General features: G+C 53.3%; 14 protein-coding genes. All 14 read left to right on the top strand.

Annotated features, from left to right (window positions below; genetic code table 11):
• Window positions 1–262: 262 nt before the first annotated feature.
• Genes P3339_RS12270 through P3339_RS12205 form a run of 14 tightly spaced genes read left to right on the top strand, consistent with a single transcriptional unit; the run spans window position 263 to window position 23,719 of the window.
• Window positions 263–592, top strand: a complete 330-nt coding sequence (locus P3339_RS12270) for an isochorismate lyase (RefSeq protein ID WP_282950653.1) — start codon at window positions 263–265, stop codon at window positions 590–592.
• Window positions 589–2,004 (top strand): isochorismate synthase, encoded by a 1,416-nt coding sequence (locus P3339_RS12265; protein ID WP_282950652.1) that lies wholly within the window; start codon window positions 589–591, stop codon window positions 2,002–2,004. Before P3339_RS12270 ends, P3339_RS12265 begins: the two co-directional genes overlap by 4 nt.
• The gene (locus P3339_RS12260; RefSeq protein ID WP_282950651.1) at window positions 1,982–8,047 is read left to right on the top strand and encodes a non-ribosomal peptide synthetase; all 6,066 of its coding nucleotides are present in this window, start codon (window positions 1,982–1,984) and stop codon (window positions 8,045–8,047) included. The genes P3339_RS12265 and P3339_RS12260 overlap by 23 nt, the downstream gene beginning before the upstream one ends.
• Window positions 7,990–8,616 (top strand): phosphopantetheine-binding protein, encoded by a 627-nt coding sequence (locus P3339_RS12255; protein ID WP_282950650.1) that lies wholly within the window; start codon window positions 7,990–7,992, stop codon window positions 8,614–8,616. Before P3339_RS12260 ends, P3339_RS12255 begins: the two co-directional genes overlap by 58 nt.
• A 48-nt stretch (window positions 8,617–8,664) precedes the next feature.
• Window positions 8,665–14,250 carry a non-ribosomal peptide synthetase gene (locus tag P3339_RS12250; RefSeq protein ID WP_282950649.1) on the top strand — a complete coding sequence of 1,862 codons (5,586 nt, stop codon included), beginning with the start codon at window positions 8,665–8,667 and terminating at the stop codon, window positions 14,248–14,250.
• Window positions 14,251–15,720, top strand: a complete 1,470-nt coding sequence (locus P3339_RS12245) for an ABC transporter ATP-binding protein (protein WP_282950648.1) — start codon at window positions 14,251–14,253, stop codon at window positions 15,718–15,720. It abuts the gene before it with no gap.
• 32 nt (window positions 15,721–15,752) lie between these two features.
• Window positions 15,753–16,058, top strand: a complete 306-nt coding sequence (locus P3339_RS12240; protein WP_282950647.1) for a hypothetical protein — start codon at window positions 15,753–15,755, stop codon at window positions 16,056–16,058.
• Window positions 16,055–17,506: an ABC transporter ATP-binding protein gene (locus P3339_RS12235; RefSeq protein ID WP_282950646.1), complete on the top strand. Its 1,452-nt coding sequence runs from the start codon at window positions 16,055–16,057 to the stop codon at window positions 17,504–17,506. The genes P3339_RS12240 and P3339_RS12235 overlap by 4 nt, the downstream gene beginning before the upstream one ends.
• Window positions 17,425–17,808 (top strand): ATP-binding cassette domain-containing protein, encoded by a 384-nt coding sequence (locus P3339_RS12230; protein WP_282950645.1) that lies wholly within the window; start codon window positions 17,425–17,427, stop codon window positions 17,806–17,808. Before P3339_RS12235 ends, P3339_RS12230 begins: the two co-directional genes overlap by 82 nt.
• The gene (locus P3339_RS12225) at window positions 17,805–18,905 is read left to right on the top strand and encodes a saccharopine dehydrogenase NADP-binding domain-containing protein (protein ID WP_282950644.1); all 1,101 of its coding nucleotides are present in this window, start codon (window positions 17,805–17,807) and stop codon (window positions 18,903–18,905) included. Before P3339_RS12230 ends, P3339_RS12225 begins: the two co-directional genes overlap by 4 nt.
• Window positions 18,902–19,393 carry a hypothetical protein gene (locus P3339_RS12220; RefSeq protein ID WP_282950643.1) on the top strand — a complete coding sequence of 164 codons (492 nt, stop codon included), beginning with the start codon at window positions 18,902–18,904 and terminating at the stop codon, window positions 19,391–19,393. Before P3339_RS12225 ends, P3339_RS12220 begins: the two co-directional genes overlap by 4 nt.
• Window positions 19,294–20,052 (top strand): class I SAM-dependent methyltransferase, encoded by a 759-nt coding sequence (locus P3339_RS12215; protein ID WP_282950642.1) that lies wholly within the window; start codon window positions 19,294–19,296, stop codon window positions 20,050–20,052. Before P3339_RS12220 ends, P3339_RS12215 begins: the two co-directional genes overlap by 100 nt.
• 9 nt (window positions 20,053–20,061) lie before the next feature.
• The gene (locus P3339_RS12210; RefSeq protein ID WP_282950641.1) at window positions 20,062–22,623 is read left to right on the top strand and encodes a class I SAM-dependent methyltransferase; all 2,562 of its coding nucleotides are present in this window, start codon (window positions 20,062–20,064) and stop codon (window positions 22,621–22,623) included.
• The gene (locus P3339_RS12205; protein ID WP_282950640.1) at window positions 22,613–23,719 is read left to right on the top strand and encodes a Gfo/Idh/MocA family oxidoreductase; all 1,107 of its coding nucleotides are present in this window, start codon (window positions 22,613–22,615) and stop codon (window positions 23,717–23,719) included. The genes P3339_RS12210 and P3339_RS12205 overlap by 11 nt, the downstream gene beginning before the upstream one ends.
• The last annotated feature ends 56 nt before the right edge of the window (window positions 23,720–23,775 follow it).

The following is a 23,775-nucleotide window of genomic DNA, read 5'->3' as shown; positions in this document are numbered from 1 at the left end:
CAAAATCAATTGTCGGGAGAATAGGGCTGTTGAGCGGCTCTATATTCGCCATCGTTCAATAGATAGCGGATCTCTACTTCGATTAATTCGAGATCGCTATTTTTGATGATGTTCGAATTATTTCTCTTTAGTAACAAGTAGCACACAGTCTCTCCACCCTGATGCCCAAATCCAAAACAAACATCCCGTTGATTTCGAAAATGATATGTTATAACGTTTCATTATTGATGGGAAGATGAACAGCTTAGGTGATGGAGTTTCTATGCAAGCAACGAAGCTGCCAATGGAGTGTAAAAATCTGGATGAGATCCGCCAAGGTATTGATTCCATTGATCGCGAGATCATCAGGCTGTTGCGGCAGCGTATGGGATATGTTTTGTCTGCAGCGCAGTTCAAACCAGATGAAGCCAGTATTCCCGCTCCAGATCGGGTTGCGGCTATGTTGATTGATCGCCGTGGTTGGGCTGAGGAAGAGCAGTTATCTGCTGACTATATCGAGTTGCTTTTTTCTGGGATTATCCAGTGGTTTATCAAACAGCAAAAACTGCATTGGCGAACTGAGCGTGCCCTACATGCTGAGGAGGGTCTATGAAAGGGCGCTCTAAGTACGACGGACTGGAGGCCTGTTTGCAGGAAGCCAAGTCCAGGGTAAGCCAGGGGCAGCCAGAGGTTCTGGCATCATTTTCCTTCCCATGCCACAGGCGCGATCCAATTGGGTTGTTCGCTGCTAACTATCGACATGAACGAATAACATCTCTGTGGGGTACGCCCTCCAGTGACTTTTATGCCCTGAGTTTTGGCTCTGCCTACGAGTTTAGCTGTGCTCCTGGGAAATCCTGGTCTGAGATTCAAACTAATTGGCAAAAATTACAGGCTTCTTCTGTCGTGAGCGGGGGACATCAACCAATTTTGTGTGGTGGGTTTGCTTTTGATTACCAAAAAGACCCTTCAACGCTTTGGCAAGATTTTCCTTCAGGCGTGTTAACGCTACCTGAGTTAGCCCTTTATTGTGAAGCGGACCACAGTTATGTGGTAATAAATTTAATCGTGACTGGTCATACAGACTGCAGTCTCGCTACTGAGCAAGCCAAAGCGCGGTGGCAAGGCATCTTATCTCGTAATCCTGACTCCTCTACAAATGACAATTTACCGCTGGTGGAGAGTGATTTTAGTAATAGTGATACTGATCAAATGGATTGGCAACAGGGTGTTGTTGATGCGGTCGAATCAATTAAGCGTAACGAATTTCAAAAAGTGGTTCTCGCTCGTTCTGAAGCACTGAACGCGGATTGCTGCCCGGGAAGTATTCTCGGATATTTACAAGAATCTTACCCCGATGCCTATTTGTTTGCCTTTTCCCGCGGAAAAAGTTGCTTTCTTGGGGCTTCGCCCGAGCGCTTAGCGGCTGGTAAAGACGGGCGTATCAGTACCGTTGCTCTGGCCGGTAGCGCACCCCGGGGAAAAGATCCTGCAGCTGATTACAAATTGGGATTATCTCTGCTCGATAGTGATAAAGACCGCTTCGAACACGACCTGGTTGTTCAACATCTCCTCTCTATTTTACGTAAACACTGCCATCGTGTAGCGGAACCTGAACCGCCCCAGCTCTGTAAATTAAAGCAAATTCAGCATTTGCTGACGCCGCTAGAAGGCTTGATGAAAGATCGCGTAAATCTTTTGGATATCTTATCGGATTTACACCCAAGTGCCGCGGTGGGTGGCCTGCCGAGGAGAAAAGCGCTGAAGTATATCCGTGAAAATGAAGGCCTGGATCGCGGTTGGTATGCAGGACCTGTTGGTTGGCTCAATGCTGAGGGGGAAGGGGAGTTTGCTGTTGCGCTGCGTTCTGCGCTTTTTACCCCCGGCAGGGTCACACTATTTGCCGGTTGCGGCCTGGTTGAAGCCTCCCTTCCTACCCACGAGTATCGTGAAAGTTGCATCAAAATGCGTGTTATTCGAGACGCAATAAGGAGCGTATCTCTTGTCGCCGAAGCCGCAGAATAAATCAGAGCCAATCAGTCCGGCCAGTTTGTTAAAGGATTTAGTTTGTCAGGCTATTGATGCCGATATTAATGACATTAATCCGCAGGCTGACTTAATTGCGCTGGGGCTCAACTCAGTGCAAATCATGAGGATTGTTGGCCAATTAAGGCAGAAAAAGATCAAGGTGAAATTTGCTGATCTTATCGCGGTGCCTCGATTGGAAGCCTGGCTTTCACTACCTCAGTTGGCTATTGGAACTGAAGAAAGTACCAGTGAACATTTATCTGTGCCGGGCGCTTTTGATGAAATCACTCCCTTTGATTTGGCACCGATGCAACATGCCTATTGGATTGGGCGAGACCCGAATCAATATCTAGGGGGCGTTGCCGCACACTTTTATCATGAGTTTGATGGCCAGGAAGTAGTACCTGATCGATTGGAACAGGCTGTGCACTCCCTCTTCGAGCGACATGGGATGCTGCGTGTTCAAATCCTCGATGATGGCCGACAGCAGATTCCCGCTGAAGTGAGCTGGCCCGGTTTAAAGGTTCACGATTTCAGGCATCAGGCTGCCGCAGAAGCGGAGCAGAGTCTTATCGCTGTTAGGGAGCAACTCTCCCATCGGCAGCTGGATATATTGCAGGGTGAGGTTTTTGATGTACAGCTCTCATTGTTACCTGCGGAATTAAAAGCTGGCGGCACACGCCTGCATATTAATCTGGATATGGTCGCTGCAGATGCCTTTAGTTTGCGCGTGTTACTGAATGACCTGGCCAAGCTCTACCTGGAACCAGAGCAGTCTCTGGTTCCGTTGAATTACAGTTATCCGCGCTACCAGGCTGACCGCAGCGTTCTTCACTCAAAGGAAGAGCGCCGAGCTGAGAAGCAGCAGGCCAAAGAACACTGGCAGGATCGCCTGGCAGATTTGCCCGGCGCTCCTCAATTACCCACTGCGATAGGTACTGAGTCTAAAGACACTCGTCGCGTTGTTCGTCGCCACTATAGTCTGTCTGCTGATCGGAAAAACCAGCTAGCGGAATTTGCGAGCCGTCACGGTATTACTTTGTCCATGACCCTGGCAGCGGCGCTTGCCGAAGTGCTTATGGTCTATAGCGAAGAGTCAGATTTCCTGCTGAATCTCCCCCTGTTCGACCGGGAATCCCTGCACCGGGATGTCAACTCCCTGGTAGGAGACTTTACTTCTTCGATCTTGCTTGCCTGGCAGGGCAGCCAGAGTGGAACCTTCGTTGAGCGTGCACAGCGTTTACAACACAACTTCCGTCAGGATGTAGCGCACGGGAGTTATTCCGGCGTAGAGGTGCTGCGTGACCTCAGCAGGCAACAGGGACAAACGGTGTTTGTGCCGGTCGTCTTTACCAGTGCGCTTGGGCTGGGAGAATTATTTGGCGAGTCAGTTCGCAGTGCCTTTGGAGATGTCAACTGGATTATCTCCCAAGGGCCACAAGTGTGGCTGGACGTACAGGTTATGGAGCTCAAAGGCGGCCTGTCCGTAAACTGGGATGCGAGGGAAGCTGCTTTTGCTCCCGGCGTCCTGGATGGCATGTTTGCGGCCTTTACGCAGTTACTGGAATGCCTGATCGGCAGCCCGGAATTCTGGGCCCAGCCCATACCATCGCTGCTGCCAGCGGAGCAAAAGCAGCAGCGCCAGCAGGTAAATTCCACAGCCAAACCATACCAGCCTCACCAATTACACGAACATTTTTTTAGCAATGCTAAAAACTGCCCTGAAGCAGTGGCTCTCTATTGGAACGGCGATCAAATCCGTTACGGGGAGTTGGCCCACAGAGCTTTGGCAATGGCTGCGTATTTACAGCTTCAAGGTGTTGAGCCCGGTGATTTGGTCGGTATTTTATTACCCAAGGGGCCGGAGCAGATTGTTGCAGCCTTGGGCGTATTAGCGGCAGGAGCGGCTTATCTGCCGCTGGGTATAGACCAGCCACCGTTGCGTAGAGAGCGCGTACTCAAACTTGCTGGAGCCAAGCTGGTTATAGATAACTTGTCTGTGCTCTCCGGTGTTGCGCCTTTATCCCAGCCTGTTGTGGGAAAGGCAAAAGATCTCGCCTATATCATTTTTACCTCTGGCTCTACCGGTGAACCCAAGGGCGTCGAAATTAGTCACGGTAGTGCCTGGAACACCATAGCGGACATTAACGCGCGCTTTTCGGTTAATCAAAATGATCGCGTGCTGGCCGTATCAGCATTGGATTTCGACCTTTCCGTTTACGATATTTTTGGGCTCTTGTCCGCCGGCGGAGCACTGGTATTGGTTGAAGAGGAATCCCGGCGGGATGCTGAGCGCTGGCATCAGCTGGTGTGTCAGCATGGCGTTACTGTTTGGAATACGGTGCCGGCGCTGTTGGATATGCTGCTGACCACAGGTGGTGATACTCCAGCTGGCGAGCTGCGCCTGGTTTTAAATTCTGGCGACTGGATCAGCCTCGACCTGCCGGAACGATTAAAGCGCGTAAACCCCGGTTGCCGCTTTATCGCTTTGGGTGGCGCCACCGAAGCTTCTATCTGGTCGAACAATTTTGAAGTCAAAGAAGTTGATTCCTCTTGGCGATCTATTCCCTATGGTTACCCCTTGGCCAACCAGCAATTCAGAGTGGTGGATGCCCTGGGGCGCGATTGCCCCAACTGGGTGACAGGGGAGTTGTGGATCGGTGGTGCTGGCGTTGCTTTAGGGTATCGCGGTGCTCCCGGTATCACTGCAGCCCGTTTTGTGACAGACGAAGGTAAGCGCTGGTACCGCACCGGAGACTTGGGCCGCTACTGGCCGAACGGGTGCCTGGAGTTTTTGGGTCGCGTCGATAATCAGGTCAAGGTGCGTGGACACCGCATTGAACTCGGCGAGATTGAAGCGGCACTGACCGCGCACAAAGGGATTGCGCAAGCGGTCGCACTGCTGACTCAGCGAGGTGTGGTTGCGGTTGTCGTTCTGGAATCCAAATTATCGCAAGGGGCTATCAATCCAGAAAAGTGCTTTGTTGATTTGCAGCAGTTGCAGGCACCCTTGAACGACCTGCGGGAGTTCCTGACCCAACGATTGACCAGCGCCATGCTGCCCAGTGAGCTTTGCTGTCTCGCTGAAATACCGCTTACCGCCAATGGCAAAATTGATCGCGGCGGTTTACAGCAGTTTGCCGATGAATCCATAGCGCAACATCAGGCAAAGCAGAACCCACCGCAAGGTAAATTAGAGCAGCAGGTGGCTGCCATCTGGTGCAAATTTCTCGATGTTACCGATATAGCGCGGGACGATAACTTCTTCGCACTTGGGGGTGACTCCCTGTTAGCAACCCGTGTTGTGCGAGATCTGCGCGAGTCTGGCTTTGAAGGTGTCACACTGTCGGAATTATTTAGCCAGCCCAGCTTGGCCGACTTTGCTGCGACATTAGTTCAAGATCCAACTGAGAACCCACAGCGAAACAAAGGTACTACCGAAATTGCTGCTACACCCTGGCAATCGGATAAGGCCAATCGGTACGCCGCTTTTGAACCTACCGATGTCCAGCGGGCCTATTGGCTGGGAAGGGACCCAGAATTTGTTTTGGGTGGTATCGGTTGTCATTTTTATCGCGAATACGACGTTGTTGATCTCGATCTGGAGCGTTTGGAGTCTGCACTAAACGCGATGATTGCCCGCCATGAAATGCTGCGGGCTGTATTCGACAGCGAAGGTCGACAGCGCATCCTTGCCGATGTGCCGAGATTTTCCATCGACGTTACAGAGGTAGACCGCGATCCAGCTTCTGCTTTTGCGCAACTGCGACAGAAGTGCGCGGAGCAGGTGTTTGAGCCCAGCCGGTGGCCACTGTTTGATGTCCGTGCTGTGCGCTGTGGGCGCAATACCCGATTGGCTATCAGTTTGGATAATTTGATTCTCGATGCCTTCAGTATTCTGCTGTTTTATCGTGAGTTAAATGTTCTTTATCAGAGCCCTGAAACTCATCTACCTTCTATCGAACTCACTTTCCGTGACTATGTGCGCAATGTATTGCCGCAAACTACCGCCGTATTTGATAGTGATCTTCCCCAAGGTCCCCTGGCTGCCGCAAAAACCTTTTGGCAGCACAAACTATCGGAGCTGCCTCCCGCGCCCCAGCTACCCATTGTACGGGAGCCGGCATCCATTGAGCGCCCGCACTTTGTGCGTCATCAACAGCATATTGATAAAGGGACCTGGCAAAACCTGGTTGCGCGCGCGGCTGAGCAGGGAATCACGCCTTCGAGCCTCCTTCTAACCGCTTTTGCCGAAGTGCTTAGTCGTTGGAGCAGTCGCCCCGACCTGAGTTTGAACCTTACCCTGTTTGATCGCCGTGAAGTTCATCCGGATATCTATCGGGTAATGGGCGATTTCACCTCCCTAACCCTGGTGGGTTACCGGCCAGAGGCCGGTGACAGCTGGTTGGTGCGAGCGAAAAAAATACAAGGGGAAGTTGGCGCGGCCCTGGAACATCGCGATATTTCCAGTGTTAGCCTGATGCGGGAATTAGCCCGCCGGCAGAGCGACGCGGAAGCCACAATGCCCGTGGTCTTCACCAGCGCACTGGGTATTCCCGGTGGCACAGCGGCACCGGAAAATGGGCCCCTGCGGGAACCTATCTGGGCCCTGACACAAACGCCGCAAGTCTGGCTGGATCACCAGGTGGTCGAAGTTGAGGGTGGCGTTTTCTTAAATTGGGATGTGGTCGAAGCGCTTTTCCCTGAGGGGATGTGCGCGGAAATGTTCCAGGCCTATATCGGCTTGCTCCAATGGGCGGGTGACGCTGAATGGGATTCCACACCGCCTGATTTATTACCCAAGTCTCAACGGGATTTGAGAACCCAGCTTGAAAAGCGTACCGCAATTGACCCAACGGATAATTTGTCGCAGCGATTTTTCCAGCAGGTAAAAGCGAACCCTGAGAATATCGCCTTGTATTGGGGAGACGAAAATTCCCTGAGTTATGGTGTCCTGGCAGAGCGTGCTTTGCGCATCGCTGCCTGGTTATTGGAAAGCCAGGTTTCACCTGCCGAGGTGGTGGCCGTCAACCTGCCGAAAGGGCCCGACCAGATTGCCGCTGTTTTGGGGGTACTCGCAGCGGGAGCTGCTTATTTACCTGTCGGTATCGATCAACCGCAGGCCAGGCGTGAGTCAATGTTGCGCCGTGCCGAGGTAAAAGTGGTACTCGACCAAAGTGCAATTCATCAGGCCGAACAGTTCACTCCTATTGGTGAACCGATTTCTGAGCCTATTGCAACAGAAGCTGAGCAACTGGCTTATATCATTTTCACTTCCGGCTCCACAGGCGAACCCAAGGGCGTCGAGATCAGTCACGGTGCCGCCTGGAATACCATTGCCGATATCAACGAACGTTTCTCTGTTGATGAAAATGATCGTGTACTGGCCATTTCAGCCCTGGATTTTGACCTCTCTGTTTACGATATTTTTGGACTGCTATCGGTCGGTGGTGCGCTGGTCTTGATTGAGGAGGAGGACCGGCGGGATGCCGAGTGCTGGCATCAACGAGTATGTCACTACGGCATCACCATCTGGAATACGGTACCGGCGCTACTGGATATGTTACTCACTGTCGGTGCCGGTACACCGCCTGGCAAATTGCGTTTGGTATTAAATTCCGGCGATTGGATTGGCCTGGATTTACCGCAGCGCTTAAAGCAAGTACAGCCCGATTGCCGTTTTATCGCACTGGGGGGCGCCACTGAAGCTTCTATTTGGTCTAACAGTTTTGAAGTTGTAGAAGTAGATCCAAGCTGGCACTCGATCCCGTACGGATACCCCCTGGCTAACCAGAAATTCAGGGTAATGGATACCCAGGGGCGCGACTGCCCTGACTGGACAACGGGTGAGCTGTGGATCGGTGGTGATGGTGTCGCCATGGGCTATCGCGCGGCTCCCGAATTGACTGAAGCGCGCTTTGTTACGGTCGATGGTGAGCGCTGGTATCGCACAGGGGATCTTGGACGCTACTGGCCGAATGGATGCTTGGAATTTTGGGCCGCGCCGATAGCCAGGTCAAGGTCCGTGGCCATCGCATAGAGCTGGGTGAAATCGAAACCGTATTTAATCGTCAGATGTTTGTGCAGCGCGCACTGGTGCTGGCCACAGAACAACAGCTGGTCGCAGCTGTTGTGCTCGCACCCGAATGCCCACCAACGTTTAATACTGATGAATTGCGCGAGTACCTTCGCCACCACCTGCCGTCTTATATGATCCCGGACTTCATTGTGACTTTGCCGGAAATGCCCCTAAGTGCAAACGGCAAATTGGATCGGGCTTCAGTATTAAAACTCGTGCATGCAGTGGAAAAACCGCAACAGGAAAAAGTGGCTGAACTGGTGACGGATAACGAGCGCCTGGTAGCCCAGATTTGGCAGGAGCTTCTCAACCTGCCAGTAATAAACCGCGATCAAAATTTCTTTGAATTGGGTGGCGATAGTTTATTGGCAACCCGGTTTATCGACCGCTTAAAACAGCAACACCGCTTGCTGCTTCCCCTCAGACGTTTATTCGCCTCTCCGAGACTGGCAAATGTTGCCGGTGCCTTAAGTGCAATGGAACCGCTAGTGGATGTTGATCCCGATACGGTGGAAGAGGGTGTGATATGAGCTTGTTGACAATTTTATTTTTCAGCGATTGGACGGAGTTTTAACCCCATGACGGCTATGGAACTGATCGACGAATTACAAGGGCTTGGGGTGGAACTCTGGACCGAGTCTGAACAACTGCGCTTTCGTGCGGCCAAAGGCCTGCTGACGGAGCAGCACAAGCAGAGGCTGCGGGAACACAAGTTACAAATTATCGAAATACTGAGCGCGGCTCAAACAGCTGCTGGCAACGACCAGGACCTGGGAGTGGTGGTTGAGGCCGATAAAGATAATCGGCATGACCCATTCCCTTTAAGCGATGTGCAGACCGCCTACCTGTTGGGTCGACAAATTGCATTTGGCTACGGCGGCGTTGCTTGTCACGGTTACCTGGAGCTGGAATACCCGGGATTAAATCCAAAAGGTTTACAGGAAGCCTGGAACCAACTCATTGAACGTCACCCGATGTTGCGGGCGGTTATCGAGCAGGAGGGATACCAGCGGGTTCTCCCCCAAGTGCCGCACTACGAAATGAAAAGCCAGGACCTTACCGGTTTGGACGAAGAGGCCCTGGAGCTTGCCTTGGAATCGGTGAGAGATGAACTGGGCCACCGCAACTACCCCATTGGTGAGTGGCCCATGTTCGAACTGCGCCATACCCGTACAGATAAGGGCCATATAGTGCATTTCTCTATGGATGCACTGATTGCGGACTGGGCCAGTGCGGGCATTTTATTTAATGAACTCGATCTCCTGCTGTCTCACCCCGGTGCAGCCCTGCCGCCACTGGAAATTGATTTTCGCGATTATCTCCTGGCCGAACGAAGTCTATTGGACAGCCAGGGCTACCAAAATGATCGTCGCTACTGGTTGGATCGCCTTGAGCAATTGCCACACGCACCTGAGTTACCGGTTTTGCCGCCTGCTTCCGAGACTGAATCTGTACGTTTTAATCGCCATCACTACCGCCTGGACACGGCGCACTGGCAGACACTGAAGCAGCGAGCCGGTACTGCCGGCTTGACCGCGTCGGTAGCTGTTCTGGCTGCCTATGGCGCGGTATTGCAGCGGTGGAGCTGCCAGCCATGCTTTAGCCTGAGTCTTACCTTATTGAATCGGCTGCCCTTACACCCTCAGGTTAACCAGCTGATCGGTGATTTTACTTCGGTCAGTGTGTTGGCGATTGGTGATTCCAATGGAAAAACCTTTCGCGATTGGGCGGCTGGCATTGGCGAACAGTTGTTCAGTGATATTGATCACCGCTTGTTCTCCGGTGTGGAAGTACTGCGGGAAATGTCCCGTGCGCGAGGACCCGAGGCCGCATTGATGCCGGTGGTATTTACCAGTGCTATTGGCCTGGGAGATACCGAAAAACCTGCCAGCGGTAGAAAGTCCGGCAGGGGAATTACCCAGACACCGCAAGTCACCCTGGATTGCCAGGTGAGAGATGATGCCGATGGTCTGGAAATTAACTGGGACGTGCGCCAGGGCGTTTTTCCATCGGGCTTGGTGGAGGATATGTTCGCGGCCTTTACCGGCTTGTTAAATGAGCTTGCCGCTGGTGGCGACGGGCAATGGCTTAGCACATCTCCGGTTTCTTTACCCGAGTGGCAGCAACAGGAGAGGCATCAGGTTAATCAAACCGATGGGCCAGTTCCTTCAGAATTATTGCATCAGGGCGTATTTGCACAGGCTGCGGCAACGCCGGAAGCTACTGCCATTATTGATAGTAATGGCAGTGTGAGTTATGGCGACCTGGCGAAAAAAGCGGCGGGTATCGCCAAATCGCTGAGCAAAGAAGGTTTCCAGCTGGGTAGCCGCGTAGCCATTGCAATGCCCAAAGGGCGAGAGCAAATAGCGGCGACCCTCGGTGTGCTCCTGGTTGGTGGTATCTATTTGCCACTGGACGCGGCACAACCGGAAATACGGCTCAATAAATTGTTGCTCAGTGCAGAGGCGGAATACGTCCTGACACTCAGCGACCTCGCCAGCCAAATTAAGTGGCCATCAGAAGTGCAGGTGATCAGTGTAGATACCCTGGCACCTGAAGCCGAGATCCCGCTAGCCAGTGATGGTGACCCCGAGCAGCTGGCTTATGTTATCTACACCTCCGGTTCTACCGGCGAGCCCAAGGGTGTGATGATTAATCATCGGGCCGCTTTAAATACGGTGATGGATATTAATCGCCGCTTCGAAGTGAGCCCGGGCGATCGTATTTTGGGCTTGGCCCAACTCAGTTTTGATTTGTCGGTCTACGATATTTTTGGCCCCTTGGCAGCCGGTGCAATTTTGGTGTTGCCTGATCCGGCCCGCGGTGCAGACCCTTCACATTGGGCGGAGGTCATGGATGAGCACCGAGTGACACTGTGGAACTCTGTCCCCGCGCAGTTGCAAATGCTGGCCACCTATCTGGATACAGAGCCTCGGCCGCTGCCCGAATGGCGATTGGCAATGCTATCGGGAGATTGGATTCCGGTTACTTTACCGGAACATATCAGGCGCCATGTGCCCGCACTGGACCTGATCGGCATGGGTGGGGCTACAGAAGCAGCAATCTGGTCCAACTACCACCGTATTGAGCGAGTCGATCCTGCCTGGAGCAGTATTCCCTATGGCGTGCCGCTGACGAACCAGGGTTTCAGGGTGCTGGATAGCCAGTTGCGCGATGCCCCTGTGTGGGTGGCAGGTGAGCTGATGATTACTGGCCTGGGGTTGGCCGATGGTTATCTCGGTGATGCGGCCCTCTCTGAACAGAAGTTTTTCTCTCACCCGGTGGATGGCCAGCGCCTTTACCGCACTGGCGATTTGGGCCGCTATTTGCCCGGTGGCGAACTCGAATTCCTGGGCCGTGAAGACGGGCAGGTAAAAATTCGCGGACACCGTATCGAACTGGGAGAAGTGGAGTCTGCATTATTGGCCCACCCCGCAGTATCAACAGCAGCGGCGGTAATTGAGAGGAAAGAGGGCGGCTCGGGAGCGGACTTAAATCTGTTGGGCTTTGTAGAAAGTCGTCGCTTGGATGATACCGAGCCGGCGGTTATCGATCCCGAGCTGGTAAATTCAGTGCGTCAGTTTGCGCACTACCAGGCCGGTGAGCCGGAAGCTGTCAGTGTCGGCGACTATGTGCAGGCGCTTGAACAAGCGGCCCTGTTGTCGATGCTTCACGGCTTGATGGGCCTGGGGGCTTTTACAGATTGCGAGCAGGGATACAGTGCAGAAGAAATTCTTTCACTAGCGGAAGTCCACGAAAAGCATCACTGGCTGGTGCGTCGTTGGTTGGACCTTCTCGTTAATGCGAAGCTGCTCAGCTTATCCACTATCAGCGCCGCTGCTGAGGGAAAATATACGCGTACCCGGGCAGTCGACATCTCTGCTGTTGATGAAGCGTGGAGGCGCGTTGAGCAGGGAATTGAAAGCGGTTTTTGTAATCGGGAATTCCTGCAATATCACCGGGATCATGTCGAGTTATTACCCCAGTTACTAGCGAATCAACAAAACCCGTTTGAATTGTTGTTCCCCCAGGGCGACCAGCAGGTGGCTTTGTCCCTCTATCGGGACGATCTTATTGCCCGCTATAACAATGCCGCCGTTGCCGCATTAATTAACCGCATTGCCGCCCAGAGCGATAGAGGGTTAACCGTTCTTGAGTTGGGTGCTGGCACAGGGGCTACCAGTGCGTCGGTTATTCCCATGTTGGATGGATATGACGTTGACTATCTATTTACCGACATGACCGCATTTTTCCTGACTGAGGCTCGCCGCCAATTTAAAGAGTGGCCTTGGGTACGGTTTGGATTAATGGATCTCAATACAGACTATCGCGCCCAGGGTTTGGCGCCCAATAGTGCAGATGTCATTTTATGTGCCGGGATGCTCAACAGTACCCAAGATCCAGAGGCGGCTATTGCCAGTGCAGTCGAATTGCTGGCGCCCGGAGGCTGGTTAATCCTGACTGAGCCAACGGTGGATCATGCCCATATCCTGCTCACCCAGGGTTTTATGATGGACCCGGCTGGCGATGATCGCGCTTGTGGTGCGACCAAGTTCCTTTCTATCGAAAAATGGCAATCACTGCTAAAAGCCCATGGTGCTGGCCAAGTGCTCTGCCTGCCGGAAGATGAGCATCCTTTGTCGGCTTTTGGTATGAACTTATGGGCCGCGCAGATGAAAACTGATCGGCAATATTTGAGTGCCGGGAAATTGCGGGACTTTTTAGCGAATAGATTGCCCGCGCATATGGTGCCCGCCCATTTACAAGTTCTCGACCAGCTGCCGCTCACCGCCAATGGCAAAGTCGATCGCAAAATGCTGGCCGGTTGGCGACCTGCGACTGGCGATGCACAAGAGGCTGCGCACTCAGAACAGATGGACCCTCTGGAAACGGCTCTGTGCAAACTCTGGGCTAATGCACTGGGCCTCGATAATGTGGGCCGACAGGACAGCTTTTTCGATCTCGGTGGTGACTCGCTGATTATGGCGCGGGTTGCAGGGCGCTTGTTGGAAGAGATTCCCGAGGCAAAATCGTTCACTTACGACGCCTTGTTGCGCCACATGCTCAATGGACCAACCGTTGCGGCATTGGCCAGAGCACTGAGAGTCGAGCCGGGTGCCGTTGCCGACGAGCAGGCAGACACGGATAGCGACAATCTGGTGGCAACTACCCGCGAGGGCAGCAACTCCTTGATGGTGCCTTTCAGCCATAAAAGCGAGGGTAAAGGGGTATCCAAAGAAGAGTCGCCGGTACGGATTATGTTCCATGCCGCCCTGGGTACCCTGGATTATTTCCAGCACCTGGGCAAAGCGCTTGCGGCCCAGGATTTGGGCCAGGTATTCGGGATTGCTGTCGCCAATACAGAAACGTATCTGTCCATTGATGCCAAAGAATTAATCGAGCGCACCGCCGATGATTACGCCCAAAGAATCATCGACGAGGGCTATCAGCGTTGCCAGTTAATTGGTTACTGCCTGGGCGGTCTGCTGGCAACGGAAGTTTCGCGCAGACTGCTGGAGCGCGGTGTCGATGTGATTGACCTCAGCCTGATCGACAGTATCCCAATGTTTGTCGATACCGATGAAGAGCTGGCTTTCGAAGCGATTTTTGCCCCCAACCTGAATCTCGACCCGGTAAAAGCGGTATTTGGTGAGCATATCGAGAGCGAAGATATTTCCCGCGCGATCGAGACCTTAATGCAGAAACACAACGGTCGTGTTCCCGCCGGTGCAATGGCAGAACTCGACGGTGATGCCGGGCTTAAAGCTGTAGCGGAAGCCGTGCGGCAACGCTCTCAACTCACCCAGGAGCAGCGCCTGGCCGATTATACCGAGATGGCCTCTGCCCGGGCGGGTGTGCCGGTTGAAGCTGCGATGATACCGGGACTTTTCCGGGTGTGCCGACACAGTATGCGCGCTGCCTGTTTTGATCTGCCTCCCTATATTGGCGATATGACCTACTTGCGCTGCCAGGAAGAGCAATCCTTCGGTGTCACCGCCGGCGTAGGCCATATGGCTGCGCCTTATTGGCAGGATGTTTGTCTGGGTGACTTTGAATTAATTGATGTGCCGGGCAATCACTTCAGCGTGATGGAGCCGCCGCAGGTTGCCACTGTCGTTGAGCACTTGGCAAAACCATTACAGTGCGGTAAAGCGGGCAAATAGATGGCTGAGCACATTTTGCCAAAGACCAACTTGCGAAAGTCCAACCTGCGGGAACTGATGCGTCCATTTCGTGGCCTTGTATGGCTGGGGGTGGCGCTCGGTGCCTGTGGTGCGCTCACTTCACTGATTCCTTTTATCGGTATTGTTGAGCTGACTCGCCTGTTCCTGGCGCCCGGTATCAGTGGTATCGCCGAGGCGATTATTCCCATTGTCTTCGCGATAGTTGCCGGGCTGGCGATGGGTTGGATCTGCACCGTGATCGGTTTGTGGTTAACCCATATTGCGGACCAGCGTATGCAGGCGGAATTGCGACGGGCCCTGGTGCGAAAATTGGGACAGGTGCCCCTGGGTTGGTACAGCGAGCACACCTCCGGCGCGGTGCGTAAAGCGGTGCAAGACGATCTTGATGATCTTCACCATATGGTTGCGCACCATCAGGTGGAGTTGGCCGCTGCATTTGCACTGCCATTGGCGGGCCTGGGTTATTTAACCTGGCTCGACTGGCGCTTGGCCCTGTTGGCTGTACTCACCTTGCCAGTTTATCTGCTGTCCTACGCCTGGATGATGCGTGGTTTCGGGGAAAAAATGCAGCAGTTGGATAAGGACTTTGGTCGGGTCAGTGCTGCGATTGTTGAATTTGTTCACGGTATTGCGGTGGTCAAGGTTTTCTCGCAAACCGGCCGCGCCCACAAAAATTACCAACAGGCCGTCGAGGATTTCAGTCGCCGTTACACGGGCTGGGTGACACCGCTTGTCCGTTTGGAGGCTGTAACCTCTCTGGCCTTGTCTGTGCCAGTCATTATGTTGGTGAGTCTGGCCGGAGGCGCTTGGCTGGTGGTGAATTCAGGCATTCAGCCGATTGATGTTCTCGCAACAACGCTGATCGCCGTGATGATTCCCCAGACGATTCTCACCTTGAGTCAGGGGCTGACCGCCCAGCAAAAAGCCAAAGCTGCTGCAGGCAGGATCGATCAATTATTGGAGGTTGCGCCCCTGGCTGTTACCTCTGAACCCAAAGAGCCCAAAGATGCGGGGCTGCTCTTTAAGCAGGTCAGCTTTGCCTATACCCAGGATCGGCTGGTATTAAGCGATATTACTTTGCGCTGTCGCCCCGGTTCGATCACAGCTTTGGTTGGGAGTTCCGGTGCCGGGAAATCCACCCTGGCCAAGCTGGTGCCCCGTTTTTATGACGTGACTCAAGGTGCTGTACTCCTGGGGGGCGTCGATGTCCGTGATATTGCACCGGACAATTTATATCGACATGTGGGTTTTGTACTTCAGGAGACCCAGCTGTTGGCTGGCACTGTGGCAGACAACCTGCGCCTTGGGCGCCCGGATGCCAGTGATCAGGAGCTGGAGGATGCAGCGCGCAGTGCCTGCATCCATGAACACATTTTAAGTTTCCCCCAAGGTTACCAGGCGGTTATTGGCAAGGATGCCTTTTTTCTGGTGGAGAAGCGCAGCGCTTAAGTATCGCGCGCACGCTTTTAGCAGATGCCCCTGTGTTGATTTTGGATGAAGCCACAGCCCATGCTGATCCGGAGTCCGAAGCGCAAATTCAGCAGGCATTATCCTGCCTGGTGCGTAATCGCACGGTACTGGTGATTGCCCATAAGCTGCACACCATCACCGGTGTTGACCAGATTGCGGTCCTGGATGGTGGCCGCTTGGTTGAATGCGGAAGTCACCGACAACTGTTGGCTGAGGGCAAGCACTACGCGGAACTATGGCGTTTGTACAACAGTGCCGAACAGAGTGAAAAAGCAATGAGTGGTGAGGCTCAGGTTATTAGCGGGGTCTCATCATGATTCGCAGTTTGCTTGCCATTCTCGGACCTGCGTATCGCCGTGAAGTTGGCATTTATGCGGTATGGCTTCTCGCCTATGGGGTTTTGCAGGGAATCGCGGTGACACTTCTGGTGCCTCTGCTCAGCTCACTGTTGGCCTTTGAGATGCAGGCGGTTGGCTTTTGGTTGATCGCTCTGTTCTCGGTTGTTGCGATCGCCTGCGTTGCCCGTTACCAGCAAACCATTAAAGGGGCTGCGCTGGCCATTCTGGTATTGAAAACCCTGCACAATCGATTGGGTGAACACCTCTCTCAACTTCCTCTGGGTTGGTTTAACTCCGAAAAAGTGGGTCGTGTATCCCGCAGTGCAACCGGGGGCACCTTGATGGTGACCAATATCTTTGCACATCTGCTACCCCCTGTTGTCAGCGGCGTTGTCACTCCGCTTACCGTGGGGGTGGCGATGTTGTGGTTTGACTGGCGCTTGGGGCTGACCGCTTTGTTGTTTGTGCCCCTGATTTATATCGGCCATCGCTGGTCCGCCCAGTGGATAGGCGCCATGGAAACAGAAGTGGATGCTGCCGGTGCTCGCGCCAGTAGCCGGGTGGTGGAGTTTGCCCGCAACCAAGCGGTACTCAGGTCTTTTGGCAAAAATGTCAGCGGTTATCCCCCGCTGGAAGAGGCGATTGCCGGGCAAAGCAGAGCCGCTGGGTCCATGTTACGGCAGACCTTCCCCCGTTTGTTTGCCGGTGGATTTATGGTGCAACTCGCCTTTGCCGCAGTGATTGCCGTGGGTATTTGGCTCACGCTCAATCAACAACTTCCCCCTATTGAATTGGTGGCTTTGCTAGCTTTGGCGGCCCGATTTACCGGTCCTCTGGCGGAACTCGCCGGGCGCAGTGGTCTGCTGCGTATGGCCGGTAATGATTTACGCAGGCTGGCCGCTATCTTTTTTGAACAACCGCTACCAGAACCACCGAGATCTCAGCCATTTACCGAGCAGATCGGATTGGTTGAATTTTCACAGGTGGATTTCAGCTACGAGCCGGGACAACCGGTATTGAAGGATCTTTCCTTTAGGGTTTCTCCGGGTACCACCACAGCGATAGTCGGAGCATCAGGCTCCGGTAAAACCACCATCACCCGTTTGTTGCTGCGTTTTTTTGATACCGACCAGGGCCAGGTAAAAGTGGGCGGGGTGGATGTGCGGCAACTGCGCACAGAAGACCTGATGCAGCATATCTCTATCGTTATGCAGGACGTGTACCTGTTCAGCGACACCCTGGAAGCGAATATTCGCTTGAGCTGTCCCGAATCCAGTCAGGAAGAACTGGAACGTGTGGCGAAACTGGCTGGCGTGGATGAGATTATCGAGCGCTTGCCGCAGGGGTGGCAGACCCAGGTAGGGGAGGAGGCGCTGCACTTTCCGGTGGCGAACGCCAGCGGGTCTCTATCGCCCGCGCCCTATTAAAAGCCGCACCGATCGTTGTACTGGATGAAGCAACAGCGGCGCTGGACCCGCGCAATGAAAAATACCTGAACAGCTCCCTGAGGCAGTTACAACAGGGTTCCACTCTTATTGTGATCGCCCATCAATTATCCACCGTGATGAATGCAGACCAAATTATCGTACTTGATGCAGGTACTGTGGCCGAGATTGGAAATCACCGGGAATTGTTATCCCTGCAAGGCCTTTACGCACATTTTTGGCACCAGCGCAGCCGTGCAACTGGCTGGCAACTGGTTGAGACCGATACGGAGGTAAGCTTGTGACAATTGCGATTTTAGGTGGCTACGGCGATGTGGGCGCAGCCGTTACCGGCTATTTACAGTCCCTGGAAATGGGGCCTTTGCGTATCGGTGGTCGCAATGCACATAAACAGCCGCTATCCAGTAATTCAGTTATTTCCTATCAGACGGTGGACTACCTGGATACAGCCTCACTGGATCAGTTTGTATCCGGTTGTAAGGTTCTGATCAATTGCGCAGGACCTTCACATTTAATTGGCGACAGGGTTGCCAGGGCTGCGGCACAAGTGGGGGCAGCCTATATCGATGTTGCTGGCGATGAGGCTCTCTATGAGCAACTCGATTCACCCTATTACCAGAGTAGTGGATTGATCGCAGTTTTATCAGCCGGCTTACAGCCGGGGCTGAGCAGCTTGCTACCACGCTGGCTGGCAGAGCAGGAGTTTTCACAGGTAGAGAGCCTGACCAGTTATTTCGGCCTGCGCGACCGGTTTACCGATGTCGCCGCCGATGATTATTTGCAAGGCGCCAACGAGCAGCACAGCAAGCCCTTAGCGGCCTGGCGTAATGGTCGCCGTTTGAACGGTGTACTGAAACGCCGCTCCGATGTGGAGCTGCCTTTTTTCCCAGACACAGCCACGGTTCTCCCCTATTTAAACAGTGAAAGCGAGCGTTTGGCCCGGGACTTATCCCTCTCTGAAGGCGATTGGTATAACGCGATTACCGGCTCTCATATCTTGTCGGCATTTAATAGCGCCCATGGTTTGAGTCGCGACGAAGCGCGGGCAGCACTGTGTCGGGCCAGTGCGCTGGATCTGGCGGGGCGCCATCCTTATGTGGTCATGCTTTTGCAGCTTACCGGTAAATACAGCGGGCAAGAGCGCACTCGCACGGCGGCGTTGCGGGGCACCGGTAATGCAGATCTAACAGCAGCGGTAGCCGCAGTTACCACTTTGGCTGTACTTCGCGATGAAATCCCAGCGGGTTGTCACTACTGCGCCCAAGTATTGCCGCCGGCGTCAGCGATGGAGCGCATGTCGAAGATTGGGGCATTCAGTTTTTTAACCACCCTGGAAACAAGTATTGAAGATATGGAGTGCCTTGAGGAGGGAGCCATTTGAAAAACCTAACACCTCCAACTGCCAATACCGTCCATGAGGCTGGGCTGGCAGCTCTACCTGCTGAGCTGACGGTAGACAGTGGTTTGGCACAACTGCCTGCTGCAATGCAGAGGCTGGAATTCATCAGCCTGTGGGCGATTATGGAGTTGCTTTCTTCCAGCGGCGCGTTGACCGCCGAAAATGTCGGGCGCAGCAGTGACGAAATTATTAATACACTGGGTGCCGCTTCCCGACACCACTGGCTGGTTCGCCGCTGGCTGGTGGCCTTGGTTGAACGGGAGTTTTTGAAGCTCAGTAATGGCTACTACTCCTGGGAGCAAATTCCCGAGAGTGCAGCTGGTGCAGATAAATTACCGGAGGCCTACGAAGCGTTGGGATTTCCCCGGAAATGGCTCAATCTCATCAAAAGCTCCTCAGGCATTTGGCTGAACTGGTGCGGGATCAGGTCTCCATTAATCAACTGCTGTTCGAGAATGGAGAAATACTAACGGCATTGGCCGCCTACCAGAACAACTGGTTTACGACTTATCTCAATTATGCGGCGGCAAGCATTGTAAAACAGGCTGTTAAACCTGGCCCTATGTTAAGAGTGCTCGAATTAGGCGGCGGCGCGGGTCTAACCACTGCTGCAATTTTAGATACTCTGGCTGGCAGGCCGATTAATTATCGCTTTACTGATATATCGCCTCTATTCACCACCGCTGCCCAGAAGAAATTCCGCAATCACATCGGTTTGCGTTGCAGCCTGCTCGATATCAATGCGGATTTCACTGCGCAGTCAATCCCAGCAGCCAGCACCGACATTGTTGTGGCTGGCAATGTTTTGCACAACGCCGCTCATATTGGCCAGACCTTACAGCGTATTCGTCGTTCTCTGGTCACCGGTGGTTGGTTGCTGTTTAGCGAGTCCACTCGGGAAAACCACGCCATGTTAACGGCAATGCAGTTTCTTCTTTCCCCCGCAGAATCGGAGTCGTTGCTGGGGAGTGAAGACCGGAGAGGGGGAACCGACCAGGTGTTTATCGACAGCACAGCATGGCAGGAAGAACTGGTTGTGGCCGGCTTTGAGGTTAAGTGCTTCTTACCTGCATCGACATCGCCATTATCGGTCGCGGGTCAGACTCTATTTTTTGCAAAAGCTGTTTAAGGGGCTGTGATGAAAATCGAAGTAATAACAGCGGAAATCATATGTGGGTTAGAGCAGTTGGGAGAAACGCCTGCACTATCCCTTGATGGCCATGAGTGGAGTGGTAACCAGGTACTGGCCTGGACAAAAGCTGTTGCAGAAAACCTGAGTGAGCAGCTGGATATTTTGCAAGGTAAAGCACTGCTGTTACCTGCCAATAGTTGCAAAGAAGAAGTTCGACTGCTTTTGCACTTGGTGGCGCTAAGGTTGGGGATCGGGTTTGAAAATGAAGCCCCGACTAATGCAGAGGTTGAGCCCCTGGCAATTAAGGAGCCTCTGAATAACTCCGTGATGCTTCTGGCTTGCAGAGCGGTTCACAATCAAGGCGCGGCTTCGCAGGAATGTCTAGACCTTTCAAGAAGTCGCAACGCGGAGTGTGAATCGCTCTGCAAGCCCCGAAGGGCGGGCCTTGAAGGCCGCACCTGCTGCGTTGCAGCTCTTGCCAAGGGCTACGGCCATTCGCGGCGAGCTGCGCCTAACATCTGCAGCCTTCAAGACCCGCAGAGGTATTACGGAGTTATTCAGAGGCTCCTTCAAGTACAAACCCCAGATTTATTGGGAGTCGTTCAAGAAGAACTTTCCCTGTTGTTAACAGACAAGGGGATGATAGAGGCTGACACCGCTGAAGCAAATTTCACACTGTATAAATCCCAACAAGAGTCGCTAAGGGCTCTTCAGGGCAGGGTAGGGGTATTTTCCCCTCTCAATAAATTTGCCCGATTTGCCATTTTTGCGGCATGGAGTTGTGGGCTTGCTGTCTACTTGCAGTCGCCTGAAATCAATCCCGCAAAAGCACTGGTCGTTTTGGAGCGCTCGGGGTTTAGCGGAGTAACACTGCCGGCAACTTTATTGAAGGGATTGGTCGCACATCCCGCAATTGCCCTGACAAACCTGAAAAATCTGCAATGTCTGCTCTATGAAACCGAAGTTTTGTTGCCACAGCCCTTGTTGCAGAATGCTCGGCGCTTATTAACCAGTGATATAGCAGGTTGGGTCTGTAGCGAGACGGGTATAGAACCTGTTGCAAAGGCGGAGCAGGCGTTAACCCAAAAGCTTGAGGCCATCACTGAGAGCGTTGCGAAACACCCCGCCGTTGCCAACTCTTTCACTGTGCCCCTAACCGGGGGCGACCGCTGGGCTGTGTTTGCACAAGCTAAGGTACAGGAGAAGATACAGGACAAGCCTGGCATGCCCGATATGGCTGGGTTATTTGAAGGAATTAATACCGAGCTGGATACAGAATTTGCCCATATTGACTTGGAACATGCGGTAAAGGTTATCGAACAGCTTAACGCTACCGCTTTGCTATCTATGCTGAATGCCTTTAGTCACCTGGGACTGTTTTGTGATCAGCACTCAGTACACAGTTTGGCAGAGATACTCGAAATCCCACCGGTTGCTCAACAGCACCGAGCCTTGATTAAACGTTGGGTTAGGGTTTTGCAGGAGCAACAGTTACTTAGTGCTGACGGTGACAGCTGGCGTGTCGAGGTTGATCCTGATAACTACAGTGATACCGCTCTTGCCCAGGCCTGGGGTCAATTGGAACAGGATTGGCGAGCACTCTCTGGAGCAAGCAAAACGATCGATTACGCCCGCGCTAATGCGGAGCAATTACCAGATCTGATTCGAGGCAAAGTCCAGGCTGTGCACCTGCTGTTCCCCCGTGGTAGCACTGAGTTGGCGAGTGCGCTCTACCGGGAGGGTATCGCTGCCAGGTACCAACAGCGTGCAGTCAGTGCTTTATTGAAGTCCATTTTAAATAACCGGGAAGGGCAGCCACAGCCCCTGAAAATTTTAGAGGTTGGTGCAGGCACCGGTGCGACAACCCAGGCCCTCTTGCTCGTGTTGGACGGTGCCAGTGGTCATACCCAGTTTGATTACCAGTTCACGGATATATCTTCGGCTTTTCTCGATAGCTTTTTTGCACAACATGGTGATCAGGAGCAACGCCCCTGGTTACACCGTGGTTTGTTTGATATTGACCGTCCGTTGCGGAGCCAGGGATTTTCTCCCAATAGCTTCGACGTAATTATTGCCGGCGGTGTTTTTAATGCCGCCCATAACACAGATGCCTCACTGCGAAGAGTAGCTGAGTTATTGCGTCCGGGAGGTTGGTTCATTATGACCGAGCCAACCAGTGAGGAGTTCTGGGTAATGGCTTCACAGGCATTTATGTTGGTTGATGCCGTCGACGAGCGCACGGATTCCGGTGCAACATTTCTGTCACTTTCCCAGTGGCACAATGCCCTGGATGCTGCCGGATTAGAGTTGGCTATGGATTTGCCAGTATCTGAACACCCCCTTTCCAGGCAGGGACATCGCTTCTTTGCCTGCAGAGCCAAACAAAATCAAATGCGCCTGACGGCAGATTGCCTGGCCGAATATATCGATCATATTGATTCAGATATTTGTATCGAGGTTCTGGACCAACTGCCTTTGGCGCTTGATGGTGAGGTAGACAGCGCCCAGTTGCAGGAATGGGCCCAGTCCATGGGCAGTCATCAGGGAGATTCGTCCTATGGGAATTGATAAGCGCAAGCGGGTTGTCGTTGCAGGGACAGGCTTTGGGCGTATTTATCTCGAAGCCCTGACATCCACTAAATTACCCGGTCGGGATTATTTTGAATTGGCCGGTTTACTGGCTCGGGGCAGTGATTATTCCAGAAAGTGTGCCGAGCAATATGGGGTGCCGCTTTATACCGAGGCTGAGCAAATTCCCGATGACATCGACATAGTGTGTGTTGTTGTTCGTTCTGGGGCCACGGGGGGCGAGGGTTCTGAATTGGCCCAATCGCTACTCAAGCGGGGTATTCATGTATTGCAGGAGCACCCGGTCCACACCAAAGAAATTACTGCAAACCTGCTGGCAGCAAAGCAGGGAAATGCGGCTTACGCGGTTAATACGCTATATCCGAATTTGCGTCCCACCAGGCAATTTTTGGCGGCGGCCGAATATTTGCGCCGGCACCAGCGCCTGGAGATGGTCGATGCTATCTGCAACAGCCAGATGGCCTATCCGCTGCTGGATGTAATTGGCCGCGCGGTAGGCGGCCTTCGCCCCTGGTCTTTTAGCGAGCCGGTACAAGCGGAAGGGCACCCTTTTCAAAGTTTATCGGCCACTCTTGGCGGAGTGCCCTTGACGTTGCGCATACAAAATCAGGTGCACCCACAAGACCCGGACAATCATTCCCTGTTACTGCATCGACTTGCCATAGGTAGTGAGGGGGGTGTTCTAACCCTGGCTGATACCCACGGCCCCGTGCTGTGGAATCCAAGGCTGCATTCACCACGGGATCAAACAGGCAGGCTGATACTTAGCGGTGAGGGTACCGAGCGATTGGCGGTGCCCAGCATGGTAACCCTGGGTGATACGGACATGCGCAGTTACCACGACATTTTTGCCCTCACCTGGCCTGAGGCCGTTATCCAGGCTCTGCATTCCCTTTGCGCCGATATCGCGCAACCTGAAAGACGCAGACAGAGCGGCCAGTGGGCTTTGAGTGTTTCGATGGCATGGAGTGATTTAACCGCGCGTATCGGTATGCCGGCATTAATCCAGCCCGGGGAACCGGAACCAGTATCAGTGCAGGCGCTTACCGATATTGTTCGCCAGGCTTGCGACTAAAAGACAACGCAAATAGCAAAAAAAGTGATTACGGAATTTTTACTTATAAACGGGGT

This window comes from Microbulbifer sp. MLAF003 (assembly GCF_030012965.1).
In the GTDB taxonomy this organism is placed as follows: domain Bacteria; phylum Pseudomonadota; class Gammaproteobacteria; order Pseudomonadales; family Cellvibrionaceae; genus Microbulbifer; species Microbulbifer variabilis.
The sequence above is the reverse complement of the archived record's forward strand: the minus strand, read 5'-3'. Positions and strand labels throughout refer to the sequence as shown.

Excerpts from the sequence above, each read along its gene's own strand:
- P3339_RS12255 (WP_282950650.1), top strand. The coding sequence starts at position 7,990 with ATGCTTGGAATTTTGGGCCGCGCCGATAGCCAGGTCAAGGTCCGTGGC.
- P3339_RS12210 (WP_282950641.1), top strand. The coding sequence starts at position 20,062 with ATGAAAATCGAAGTAATAACAGCGGAAATCATATGTGGGTTAGAGCAG.
- P3339_RS12245 (WP_282950648.1), top strand. The coding sequence starts at position 14,251 with ATGGCTGAGCACATTTTGCCAAAGACCAACTTGCGAAAGTCCAACCTG.
- P3339_RS12265 (WP_282950652.1), top strand. The coding sequence starts at position 589 with ATGAAAGGGCGCTCTAAGTACGACGGACTGGAGGCCTGTTTGCAGGAA.
- P3339_RS12250 (WP_282950649.1), top strand. The coding sequence starts at position 8,665 with ATGACGGCTATGGAACTGATCGACGAATTACAAGGGCTTGGGGTGGAA.
- P3339_RS12215 (WP_282950642.1), top strand. The coding sequence starts at position 19,294 with ATGGCTCAATCTCATCAAAAGCTCCTCAGGCATTTGGCTGAACTGGTG.
- P3339_RS12205 (WP_282950640.1), top strand. The coding sequence starts at position 22,613 with ATGGGAATTGATAAGCGCAAGCGGGTTGTCGTTGCAGGGACAGGCTTT.
- P3339_RS12270 (WP_282950653.1), top strand. The coding sequence starts at position 263 with ATGCAAGCAACGAAGCTGCCAATGGAGTGTAAAAATCTGGATGAGATC.
- P3339_RS12235 (WP_282950646.1), top strand. The coding sequence starts at position 16,055 with ATGATTCGCAGTTTGCTTGCCATTCTCGGACCTGCGTATCGCCGTGAA.